This window comes from Modicisalibacter sp. (assembly GCF_055145905.1).
Genome location: NZ_JBSREH010000027.1, coordinates 1 through 10,975 on the forward strand (window position 1 = coordinate 1; position 10,975 = coordinate 10,975).

Sequence of the window (10,975 nt, forward strand, 5' to 3'; positions counted from 1 at the left end):
GCAGAGATGCATTCGGCGGTTGAGACGGAATCGGAGGTCAAAAAATGCTCGCTGACGGCGATAGGGAAAGTGTCGACGCCGGCATCACGGATTCAGGATAATAAGAGCGCGCGCGAGGGTGCCCAACCTGACATTGATGAACCCCGAGGCTGATTTTGCGTTGCAGTAAAACGCCTGAAAACAGGGCAACCATGGGCTTTTTGGTATGACGATGGCTCAGTCTGTCGGGGGGAGGGGGTTCGCTGCACCGGGGGGAGGGGGGGCGGAGTCTTCTTTGTAAATTGTTGTAACTTTTCGGGATCAGGGGACGCTGGGCAGCTCGATTTCATCGCTGCGCTGGATGCCTTCGGTCATCTGCTGGCACAGGCGCAGGAATTCGCGCATGCCGGTGCTCAAATACTTGTGACGGTGCCAGATGAAGGCGAACTGGCGGCGCAGGTCGATCTCGGGCGTGGCGATCGGCACCAGGCTGCCGCGCCGGAAGGCGTCGCGCAGGGCCAGGTTGGAGACGCAGCCGATGCCCAGCCCCGATTCCACCGCCCGCTTGATGCCTTCGGTGTGCTCCAGCTCGAGGCGGATGTTGAAGCGCCCGCGGCGATGGCGCGTGGCCTGTTCCAGGGTCAGGCGCGTCCCCGAGCCCTGTTCGCGCATGATCCAGGCCTCCCGCAGCAGCCGGTCGAGGCCCACCTCACCGGCGCCGGCCAGCGGATGATGCGGCGCGCAGAACACCGTCAGTTCGTCCTCCACCCAGGGCTGCAGCACCACGTCCTCGTGCTGGCAGTTGCCCTCGATCAGCCCCAGGTCCAGCTCGTGCTGGATGATGCGCTCGACGATCGAGGCAGTGTTGCGCACATGCAGGCGCACCCGGCTGCCGGGGTGGCGCTGCATGAAGTCGCTGATCAGCAGGGTGGCCAGATAGTTGCCGATGGTCAGCGTGGCGCCCACGTCCAGCGAGCCGATGCCGCGCTGGCCGCGCAGCAGCTCCTCGATCTCCTCGCCGCGGTCGAGCAGGGCCACCGCCTTGGGCAGCAGCTGGAAGCCCAGGGCGTTGAGCTTGAGCCGGCGGCCGATGCGATCGAACAGCCGGCAGTCGAACTGGCGCTCCAGCTCGGCCAGTGCCGTGCTGGCGGCGGACTGGGAGAGCGCCATTTCGCGGGCGGCGCGGGAGACGCTCTGGTGCTGGGCGACGGCGACGAAGACTTCGAGCTGGCGAAGGGTGTAGCGCATGGGGCGGACTCGTGACGGCTCTTTATCAAGATTGCCGATAAGGGTTATCCAGACAACCCATTTAACAGATATCGGCCAGGGTCTTAGAATTATGGGAAAGCTAAAGTTCGATGTATTATTCTTTTTTGGAATATATTGAGAGGCCCTGATGAGCAAGTACGCCCTGGAAGAAGTGCTGAGCGTCCACCACTGGAACGATACCCTGTTCAGCTTCCGCACGACCCGGGAACGCAGCCTGCGCTTCAAGAACGGCCAGTTCGTGATGATCGGCCTGGAGGTCGAGGGCAAGCCGCTGGTGCGCGCCTACTCCATCGCCAGCCCCAACTACGAGGACCACCTCGAGTTCTTCAGCATCAAGGTGCCCGACGGCCCGTTGACCTCGCGCCTGCAGCACCTCAAGGTCGGCGACCAGATCATGGTCAGCCGCAAGCCGACCGGCACCCTGGTCACCGATGACCTGCTGCCGGGCCGCAACCTCTATCTGCTGTCCACCGGCACCGGCCTGGCGCCGTTCATGAGCCTGATCCAGGATCCGGAGGCCTACGAGCGCTTCGAGAAGATCGTGCTGATCCACGGCGTGCGCACCGTCAGTGAGCTGGCCTACGCCGACTTCATCGAGAAGGAGCTGCCGGCCCACGAGTACCTGGGCGAGGAGATCAGCGAGAAGCTGGTCTACTACCCGACCGTGACCCGCGAGGAATTCCGCACCACCGGCCGTCTGACCGATCACATCCGCAGCGGCAAGCTGTTCGAGGACACCGGCCTGCCGGCGCTCGATCCCAAGCAGGATCGTGCCATGATCTGCGGCAGCCCGGCGATGCTCGATGAAACCAGCGCGCTGCTCGACGACCTGGGCTTCAAGATCTCGCCGCGCATGGGCGAGCCGGGCGACTACGTGATCGAGCGCGCCTTCGTCGAGAAGTGACCGGGCGGCGCCCGGCGCGGTACGCCACAAGCGCGACACGGAAATAAGCAACGCCCCCATGACAAGGTCATGGGGGCGTTGTTGTTCGGGATGGATGCGAGCGCAAGTTGGCTCTGAAACGTCGGCGAGCGTAGCCAGTTTCCAGGCCGAACTCAGACCGCGTCCTTGCCCGTCTCGCCGGTCCGGATGCGAATCACCTGCTCCAGCGGCGAGACGAAGATCTTGCCGTCGCCGATCTTGCCGGTGTTGGAGACGCTGGTGATCGCCTCGATGACCTGTTCGGTCATGCTGTCGTCGACGGCGACCTCGAGCTTGACCTTGGGCAGGAAGTCGACGACGTATTCGGCGCCCCGATACAGCTCGGTGTGGCCCTTCTGGCGACCAAAGCCCTTGACCTCGGTCACGGTAATGCCCTGCACGCCGATCTCGGAGAGCGACTCGCGGACATCGTCCAGCTTGAACGGCTTGATGATGGCTGTCACCAGTTTCATCGTCTTGACTCCTCGCCTTGGGGCGGGGCCGGCACGCGGAGGCCGGCCCCGGATTGCGTCGGTACTGTTGCCCTAAAGCATACACCGCTCGTTGGGCGAATAAAAAAGACCCCCCGAAGGGGGCCAGGTGGAGCACGCCAGCTCACTCGGTGTGTCGGCGGCGCTACTTGTTGCCGCCGACGGTAAATTCCGGATAGGCCTCCAGTCCGCACTCGGCCAGGTCGACCCCCTCGTATTCTTCTTCCTCGCTGACCCGTATGCCCATGATCGCCTTGAGGAGCAGCCACACCAGCAGGCTGGCGAGGAACACCCAGGCGAAGATGCCGATCACCCCGATCAGCTGGGCGCCGAAGGTCGCCTCGCCGTTGGACAGCGGCACCGCCATCACGCCCCAGATGCCGGCCACGCCGTGGGCGGAGATGGCGCCCACCGGATCATCGATGCGCAGCTTGTCGAGGGTCACGATCGAGGCCACCACCAGCAGCCCGCCGATGGCGCCGATCAGCGTCGCGCCCAGGGCGGTGGGGGAAAGCGGGTCGGCGGTGATAGCCACCAGGCCGGCGATCGCCCCGTTGAGCGCCATGGTCAGGTCCGCCTTGCGGAACCAGAGCTTGGCCAGGATCAGCGCGGCGATCACGCCGCCCGCCGCCGCGGCATTGGTGTTGACCAGTACCTGCGCCATGTGGTTCGCCGAGGTCACGTCGGAGAGCTTCAGCTCGGAGCCGCCGTTGAAGCCGAACCAGCCCATCCACAGGATGAAGGTGCCGAGCGTGGCCAGCGGCATGTTGGCGCCGGGAATGGCGAAGATGGCACCGTTCTTGCCGTACTTGCCCTTGCGCGGGCCGAGCACCAGCACCCCGGCCAGCGCCGCGGCGGCACCGGCGAGGTGCACGATGCCGGAACCGGCATAGTCGGAGTAGCCCAGTTCGTTCAGCCAGCCGCCGCCCCAGGTCCAGTAGCCCTCGACCGGGTAGATGACGGCGGTCATCACCACCGCGAAGGCCAGGAAGGCCCACAGCTTCATGCGTTCGGCCACGGCGCCGGAGACGATCGACATGGCGGTCGCCACGAAGACCACCTGAAAGAAGAAGTCGGCGCGGGCGGAATAGTAGGGGGCGTCGTCACCGCCGGCCAGCACCGCGTCCACGCCGTTCTCGCTGCCCAGCAGCACGCCGAGGTTGGGCAGGAAGCCGCCGGCATCGCTCGAGTACATCAGGTAGTAGCCCACGAGCAGGTACATGGTGCAGGCGATGGCGAACAGCACGACGTTCTTGGTGAGGATCTCCGCGGTGTTCTTCGAGCGTACCAGGCCGGCCTCCAGCATCGCGAAGCCGGCGGCCATCCACATGACCAGCACCCCGCAGATGAGGAAGTAGAAGGTATCGAGCGCGTAGTTGAGCTCTGTCATCGTTGTTGTCTCCTTGTCCTGCGTCTCAGACGGCGTCGGGGCCCCGTTCGCCGGTACGAATCCGGATCACGTCCTCCAGCGGCGTGACGAACAGCTTGCCGTCGCCGATCTTGCCGCTGTTGGCGGCGGCTCGGATGGCCTCGAGCACGCTGTCCACCCGGTCGTCGTCGAGGGCGATCTCGATCTTCACCTTGGGCAGGAAGTCCACGACATACTCGGCGCCGCGATACAGCTCCGTATGCCCCTTCTGGCGACCGAAACCTTTCACCTCGGTGACGGTGATGCCCTGCACCCCGTTGTCGGCCAGGGACTCGCGCACATCGTCGAGCTTGAAGGGTTTTATAATGGCGGTGATGAGTTTCATCCCTTGCGTCTCCTTGTGGTCGGCTGGCGCCTGAAAGCGATATGGCGAAGGATGTGCCACCTTTGTTTTTGTTGATTGAAAACAGTGAGATGAATTGTTTTCGCCACCGATTTAGAGGCGCGTCGGGATGACATGCTGCAACGCAGCGCACTGTTTTGGTGCCGGCGGACACCGCCGCTGCATCACCCTGGCGCAGGCGGGGAACGACCTCGTGACCGGGCCTGGCGAAGGTCCCGGGGCGAGCGCAACGCGCTGGTGCAGGGGCGAGTGCGTTGCGTATGCTGGAGACACCCTTGCAAGGAGAGACCCATGATCCCCAACGACCGCATCAGCCGCCTTGCCCAGCAGCTCGGCGAGCGCCTGCAGGATGCCTCCCACGCGCCGGAGGAGATCCAGCGCAACGTGCACCATGTGATGCGCGGTGCCTTCGAGCGCATGGAGCTGGTGACCCGCGAGGATTTCGACATCCTCATGGACGTGCTGCAGCGCACCCGCTCCCGCGTCGAGGCGCTCGAGAAGCAGGTCGCCGCGCTGGAAGCGTCGCTGGACGCCGAGACGCCCTCGGCCGAGAGCGCCGCCCCGGTGTCCGCCGGCGAGACGGCGACCGCTCCCGCGCCGGATGACGCCACGTCGGAGCGCGAGTCCGCCGGAACCGGCGAGGCCGCCGCGGCGGATGAGCCCCGGCCCGCGGACGACGACTCGGCGTCGCGTTGAGCCACGCCCTTGCCGATGACGGCCCGATCTGTATCAATGAATGCTGAATCAACAGATTCTTAAGTAGCGAGCCGGGCACTGCCGGTCCGGCTCGCGGCCACGTCGTCGGATCAAGGAGCCGCCCATGGCACTCGCTCTCGTTCATACACGCGCCGGGCTGGGGCTCGAGGCGCCGGAGGTGCTGGTCGAGGTGCACCTGGCCAACGGCCTGCCGGGCATGACGCTGGTCGGCCTGCCGGAAACCGCCGTGCGCGAGAGCCGCGAGCGGGTGCGCAGCGCCCTGACCAATGCCGGGTTCGACTTTCCCACCACGCGGCGCATCACCGTCAACCTGGCGCCGGCGGACCTGCCCAAGGAGGGCGGCCGCTTCGACCTGCCGATCGCGCTGGGTATCCTGGCGGCCTCCGAGCAGATCCCCGTCGCGTCGCTCGAGTCCGTGGAGTGCCTCGGCGAACTGGCCCTCGACGGGCGGCTGCGCCCGGTCTCCGGCGTGCTGCCCGCCGCCCTGGCGGCGCGCCGTGCCGAGCGGACCCTGCTGCTGCCCGAGGACAACGCCGACGAGGCCGCGCTGGCCGAGGGGCTGACGGTGCAGGCGGCAGGGCACCTGAGCGAGGTGGTCGCGCACCTGCTGGGGCAGGCCACGCTGCCGGCCCACACCCTCACGGCACCGACCCCGTCCCGGGCGCCGCTGGCGGATCTCGCCGAGGTGCGTGGCCAGCATCAGGCGCGCCGCGCGCTGGAGGTGGCGGCGGCGGGCGGGCACAACCTGTTGTTTGCCGGTCCGCCGGGCACCGGCAAGACCATGCTCGCCAGCCGCCTGCCGGGCATCCTGCCGCCGCTGTCGGCGGACGAGGCGCTCGAGGTGGCCTCGGTGCGCTCGGTCTGCGGGCTCGACCTGCTGGCGCAGTGGGGGCAGCGTCCCTTCCGCTCGCCGCACCACACCGCCAGCGGCGCGGCGCTGGTGGGCGGCGGTTCGCGGCCGCGGCCCGGCGAGATTTCGCTGGCCCACCACGGGGTGCTGTTTCTCGACGAGCTGCCGCAGTTCGACCGCGGCGTGCTGGAGGTGATGCGCGAGCCGCTGGAGTCCGGCGAGATCCACATCGCCCGGGCCAGCCGCCAGCGCCGCTTCCCGGCGCGTTTTCAGCTGGTCGCGGCCATGAATCCCTGCCCCTGCGGGCACCTGGGCGACCCGCGCCAGGCCTGCGTATGCACCCCGGCGCAGATCCAGCGCTACCAGTCGCGGCTATCCGGGCCGCTGCTCGATCGCATCGACCTGCAGGTCGAGGTGCCGGCCCTGCCGCCCGACCAGCTGACCCGCGACACCCGGGGCGAGAGTTCGGCCACGGTACGCGAGCGGGTGCTCGCCGCCCGCGAGCGGCAGCTGGCACGGGGGCATCTCAATGCCCGGCTGCCCGGAGCCGCGCTGGAGGCCGCCTGTGCCCTGCCGGAGGCCGAGCGGGTCTGGCTGGCCGAGGTGCTGACCCGGCTCAAGCTCTCGGCACGGGCCTACCATCGCGTGCTGCGGGTGGCACTGACGCTCGCCGACCTGGCCGGTGTACCGCATCCCGGCCGCCCCCAGCTGATGGAGGCGATCGGCTATCGCCAGCTCGACCGGCTGCGCGGCGGCGGGGAATCCTCGGCCTGAACGCCAGGCCATCCGGGTCACGGAGGACCGAGCCATGACAGCACGTCGTTTCACCCGAGTGATCGGCAGTCCCGGGAGCCCGGCATGACGGCCCTGCTCGAGTCCCTGCCGCTGGCGGTCAGCGTCGGCCTGTTCGCGGCCTGTGCCCTGGTGATCGGGGTGGTGGGCACCCGGCTGACCCGGGTAGTCGATGATCTCGCCGATCGCACCGGGCTGGGCGAGGCCGTTGCCGGGGCGCTGCTGCTGGGCATGGCGACCTCGCTGTCGGGCATCGTGCTGTCGGTGTCCGCGGCACTTTCCGACCAGCCGGAACTGGCGATGAGCAACGCCCTGGGCGGCATCGCCGTGCAGACGCTGTTCCTGACGCTCGCCGACCTGGCGCACCGGCGCGCCAATCTGGAGCATGCCGCGGCCTCGATCGGCAACCTGATGCAGGGCGGCCTGCTGATCTGCCTGCTGGCGCTGCTGCTGGTGGGGCGCTTCTCGCCGGAGTGGACCCTGTGGCAGGTGCACCCCGTCACGCCGCTGCTGTTCATCATCTATCTGTTCGGGCTGCGTCTGGTCAGCCGCGCCCAGCACAACCCCATGTGGCAGCCGGCGCGCACCCGCGAGACCCGTCTCGACGAGCCGGACGATCAGGCGCTGGCCCGCTCACTGACCACGCTGTGGCTGGCGTTCGTGATCATGGCGGCGGTGCTCGGCGTGAGCGGCTGGCTGCTGGAGCGCAGCGCCACGGTGATCAGCCAGCGCACCGGGCTCAGTCAGGCGGCGGTGGGGGTGCTGATGACCTCGGTGGTCACGTCGCTGCCGGAGCTGGTCACCTCGATCGCCGCCGTGCGGCGCGGCGCCCTGACCCTGGCGGTGGCCGGCATCATCGGTGGCAATGCCTTCGACACGCTGTTCGCCGCGGCCTCGGACATCGCCTACCGCGGCGGCTCGATCTACCATGCCGTGCCCGACGACGTATCGCTGTGGGTGGCGCTGTCGCTGTTGATGACCGGCATCCTGATGCTGGGTCTGATCCGCCGCCAGGAGCAGGGCCCGGGTCGGATCGGCTTCGAGAGCGTGGCGATCATCGCCTGCTATCTGGCCGGGGCGGCGATGCTGGTGCTGGGCGGGTCGGCCGCCCCGGCGTGAGAGGGCGGCGTCAGCGGCCGGGCAGCACGGTCTCCAGCGCCGCCAGGCGGCCCTCGGGCAGGGCGTCGGCCAGGGTGCTGATGCGCAGCACGTCGCCCAGTGCCGGGTGCGCGGGGCGATGGATCAGCGCCCCATCGGCGAGCAGGGCGGTGTGCACGTGCTCGGCGGTCTCGGCGTCGGGCAGACACACGGCGATGAAGTTGGTGTCGCTCGGCGGCACCTCGGCGCCCAGCGCGCGCAGCCGCTCGGCGAGCTGCTCGCGGCGCCGGATCACCGCGTCGACGTGCTCGCGGGTCTCGCCGGGGTGGTCGAGCACCGTCTCCGCGGCGGCCAGGGCCAGCGAGGAGACGGCATAATGGATGCGCACCTTGTGCAGCATGGCCAGCGTCCCCGGGTCGGCGATCGCGTAGCCGATGCGCAGCCCGGCGAGCCCGTGGGCCTTGGAAAAGGTCCGCACGCGGATCACGCCGGGCCACACGGCGCCCGCCTCGGGCGCGTCGGCATCGCCGCGGAAGTCGTGATAGGCCTCGTCGAGCAGCAGGGTACAGTCCGCCGGCAGGGCGTCGCGCAGTGCCTGCACGGCCGCGTCGTCATGGCAGTGGCCACTGGGGTTGTCGGGGTTGGCCAGATAGACCAGCCGGGCGTGGTGCTGGTGGGCGTGTTCCGCCAGGGCGGCGAGGTCGGGTGCCAGTCGGCCCGGTGCGCGGCGATAGTCGACCTCGACCACCCGGCAGCCCTGGCCGGCGGCGAAATAGCGGAAGGTCGGGTAGGTACCGGCGCTGGTGATCACGGTGTCACCGGGCTCGCAGGTGGCGCGCAGCGCCAGGGCGAGCAGGCTGTCCGCGCCGGCGTCCACCAGCAGGGCCTCGACTGGTGTGTCCAGTGCCTCGGCCAGCCGGCGGCGCACGCCCAGCGCCTCGGCATCGCCGTAGCTGCGCGCCAGCTCGGCCACGGCCTCGCCGAAACGCGCCTTCAGGGCGTGATGCGGCATGTCGAGCCCTTCGTTGGAGCCCAGTCGGTGCGGAATCGAACGCCCCAGCTTGCGTTCCAGGGCCTTGAGGCCGGGGAAGGGGTTGGCGGGGCCTTCACGATAGAGGTGACGGGCGTAGCGGGGCATGACTGACGACTCCTTGCTCGGGTGAGGCTGGCCGGTCATTGTGGCGCGCGATGCCGGGTGCCGCAAAACGCGGGATGGGGCGATTACAGCGCTGAGGCATCCAGCGCACCGTCGATATGGTAGCGCCAGCGCGGCGCGTCGCTGCCCGGGCGGCGCAGCGTCAGCTCCAGGCGGTAGGGCAGCAGGCGGCGGTCGGAGAGGGCGAGGATCGGGCCTTCGGTCTGCAGCCGGCTTTCCAGGATCCACTGGTTGTCGGGGGCCGCGGACTCGTTCGCCGTGGGCGTCCAGTTGAGGACCTGGGGGCCGCCGTCGCGGCCGAGCAGGGCGCGGGTGAGCGCCTCGCGGAAGGTGTCGGTGGCGATGGGCAGGTCGGCATCGACCCGAGGCGGGGCCAGCAGCAGGACGCGTTCCTCGGCCGGGATCGCCCAGTGGGGGGCGGTCATGGCGGCCTCGGCGGCGCGCTGGCTCAGCCCCTGCAGGGCCCGGCGCTCGGGCGTGGTGCTCGAGGGCGGGGCGCCGGCACAGGCGGCCAGCAGCAGGGCGAGGCAGAGGCTGCAGAGCGTGCGTTTCACGGCGTCACCGAGGGCTGGTCGGCCGGTTCGATGACGCCGTCGAGAAACTGGTCGAGCTCATCGAACAGGGTGTCGCGGATCGGCGGGCTCTCGTTGACCAGATGGTGACGCGCCTCGGGGTGGCGATGGACCCGGGCGCGGGGGAACTTGCGGGTCAGCACCTCGAGGTTCCAGCTCCAGTCGACGGTCAGGTCCTGTTCGCCCTGCAGGATCAGCACCGGCAGGTCGCTGGCCGGCAGTGCCAGCATGTGGGCCATCCAGCGGCGCATCGCCGACACCCAGGTGAGCGTCAGGCGGTCCGGCTGCAGCGGGTCGTGTTCGCGCAGGAAGTCGGCGAACTCGGCGTCGTTGGAGTTGGGCTGGTAGCGACGCGGGATCGAGCGGATGAAGGGGCTGGCCAGGCGGTGCAGCCAGCTCGACTGCGGCCAGCCCCAGGGGCGGACCAGTGGCGCGAGCAGGGCCAGTGCTTCCCAGGGTGCCGTGGTGCCGCGGCCTAGGGCGTCGGTGGCGAGAATCGCCGCGCCGGTGCTCTGGCCGATCCCCACCCAGGGGCCGGGGGCGAGCGTGCGATGGGTAAGGTGGTGCTGCAGCGCCTGCAGGCAGGCGCCGTACTCCTCGAAGTCGTCGATGGTGGCGCGGGGCCCGCTCGACAGGCCGTGACCGGGCAGGTCCCAGAGCACCACGCGCCAGCCCCGGGCGAGCAGCCGTTCCAGCAGGTGGCGGTAGAGGCCCAGGTGGTCGAAGTAGCCGTGGACCACAAATGCCGTGCCGCAGGGGTCGCCGGGGCACCAGACCTGTGCCCACAGACGGTAGCGGTCGGTATCCACGAAACCGGCGTACAGCTCGACCCCTTCCGACAGCAGGGGCGCCAGCCGGTAGTGGGCCAGATACTCGCCCAGCGCCTCGGCGCGCGACGCGTCGACCGCGGCGAGCGGCCCCAGCGCCTGTAAGGGGGCGAAATCGGTCATGACATCTCCCAGGTTCGCTTCCATGCTTGTGCCGATTGTGAACGAGAGAGGGCCGTCTGTCGCTGGTCAATCCCCGGCGATCGTGGCTGGCGCGTCTCCGCGGCATGAGTCTTAGCCCTTAGTCGAGCGGTGTCCACAGCGCCCCCGCTTTCGGTTAATATATGGAAGACGTTTCCATAATTGCTTTTGCCATAATGAATACCGTATCGGCGACCCAACGCCGATGTGACAGCGCAGCGAGAGGACATCGTTCCATGACCGACCGCGTTACCCGCCACCGCCTGCAGGTGGCCGCCGAACTCGACCGCTTCATCACCGACGAGGCCCTGCCCGGCACCGGTGTCGACCCCGAGGCCTTCTGGGCCGGCGTCGATGCCCTGGTCCACGACCTCGCGCCCACCAACCGC

12 protein-coding genes are annotated in these 10,975 nt (G+C 68.8%); 5 read left to right on the forward strand and 7 right to left on the reverse strand.

What is annotated here, in order from left to right:
* Positions 1-300: 300 nt before the first annotated feature.
* Positions 301-1,227 (reverse strand): LysR family transcriptional regulator, encoded by a 927-nt coding sequence (locus tag ACTCB7_RS09360; protein ID WP_463006453.1) that lies wholly within the window; start codon positions 1,225-1,227, stop codon positions 301-303.
* Positions 1,228-1,375: 148 nt separating this feature from the next.
* Between ACTCB7_RS09360 and ACTCB7_RS09365 the strand changes: the two genes are divergently transcribed.
* Positions 1,376-2,152: a ferredoxin--NADP reductase gene (locus ACTCB7_RS09365; protein WP_463006454.1), complete on the forward strand. Its 777-nt coding sequence runs from the start codon at positions 1,376-1,378 to the stop codon at positions 2,150-2,152.
* Positions 2,153-2,304: 152 nt separating this feature from the next.
* Here ACTCB7_RS09365 and ACTCB7_RS09370 read toward each other — a convergent pair whose 3' ends face one another.
* The 3 genes from ACTCB7_RS09370 to ACTCB7_RS09380 all read right to left on the reverse strand — a co-directional run bounded on the left by ACTCB7_RS09370 (position 2,305) and on the right by ACTCB7_RS09380 (position 4,415).
* Positions 2,305-2,643 carry a P-II family nitrogen regulator gene (locus tag ACTCB7_RS09370; RefSeq protein WP_163649625.1) on the reverse strand — a complete coding sequence of 113 codons (339 nt, stop codon included), beginning with the start codon at positions 2,641-2,643 and terminating at the stop codon, positions 2,305-2,307.
* Positions 2,644-2,806: 163 nt separating this feature from the next.
* Positions 2,807-4,051 carry an ammonium transporter gene (locus ACTCB7_RS09375; RefSeq protein ID WP_463006455.1) on the reverse strand — a complete coding sequence of 415 codons (1,245 nt, stop codon included), beginning with the start codon at positions 4,049-4,051 and terminating at the stop codon, positions 2,807-2,809.
* 25 nt (positions 4,052-4,076) lie between these two features.
* Entirely contained in the window at positions 4,077-4,415 is a 339-nt protein-coding gene (locus ACTCB7_RS09380) for a P-II family nitrogen regulator (protein WP_163649627.1), read from the reverse strand.
* A gap of 309 nt (positions 4,416-4,724) precedes the next feature.
* Between ACTCB7_RS09380 and ACTCB7_RS09385 the strand changes: the two genes are divergently transcribed.
* The 3 genes from ACTCB7_RS09385 to ACTCB7_RS09395 all read left to right on the forward strand — a co-directional run bounded on the left by ACTCB7_RS09385 (position 4,725) and on the right by ACTCB7_RS09395 (position 7,911).
* Positions 4,725-5,129 (forward strand): accessory factor UbiK family protein, encoded by a 405-nt coding sequence (locus ACTCB7_RS09385; protein ID WP_463006456.1) that lies wholly within the window; start codon positions 4,725-4,727, stop codon positions 5,127-5,129.
* Between the two features lie 124 nt (positions 5,130-5,253).
* Positions 5,254-6,774: a YifB family Mg chelatase-like AAA ATPase gene (locus tag ACTCB7_RS09390; protein WP_163649629.1), complete on the forward strand. Its 1,521-nt coding sequence runs from the start codon at positions 5,254-5,256 to the stop codon at positions 6,772-6,774.
* Between the two features lie 84 nt (positions 6,775-6,858).
* A complete protein-coding gene (locus tag ACTCB7_RS09395) occupies positions 6,859-7,911 on the forward strand; it encodes a sodium:calcium antiporter (protein WP_463006457.1) in 1,053 nt (350 codons plus the stop codon).
* A gap of 10 nt (positions 7,912-7,921) precedes the next feature.
* Here the strand turns inward: ACTCB7_RS09395 and ACTCB7_RS09400 are convergent, their stop codons facing one another.
* The 3 genes from ACTCB7_RS09400 to ACTCB7_RS09410 all read right to left on the reverse strand — a co-directional run bounded on the left by ACTCB7_RS09400 (position 7,922) and on the right by ACTCB7_RS09410 (position 10,568).
* On the reverse strand, positions 7,922-9,028 hold the full coding sequence (locus tag ACTCB7_RS09400; RefSeq protein ID WP_463006458.1) for an aminotransferase class I/II-fold pyridoxal phosphate-dependent enzyme: 1,107 nt from the start codon (positions 9,026-9,028) through the stop codon (positions 7,922-7,924).
* A gap of 83 nt (positions 9,029-9,111) precedes the next feature.
* The gene (locus ACTCB7_RS09405; protein ID WP_463006459.1) at positions 9,112-9,600 is read right to left on the reverse strand and encodes a hypothetical protein; all 489 of its coding nucleotides are present in this window, start codon (positions 9,598-9,600) and stop codon (positions 9,112-9,114) included.
* Complete coding sequence (locus tag ACTCB7_RS09410) at positions 9,597-10,568, reverse strand: alpha/beta hydrolase (protein WP_463006460.1); 972 nt, start codon at positions 10,566-10,568, stop codon at positions 9,597-9,599. The genes ACTCB7_RS09405 and ACTCB7_RS09410 overlap by 4 nt, the downstream gene beginning before the upstream one ends.
* A 254-nt stretch (positions 10,569-10,822) precedes the next feature.
* Between ACTCB7_RS09410 and ACTCB7_RS09415 the strand changes: the two genes are divergently transcribed.
* Positions 10,823-10,975 (forward strand): hypothetical protein (locus tag ACTCB7_RS09415; RefSeq protein WP_463006461.1); only part of this gene is annotated, 153 nt, incomplete at its 3' end.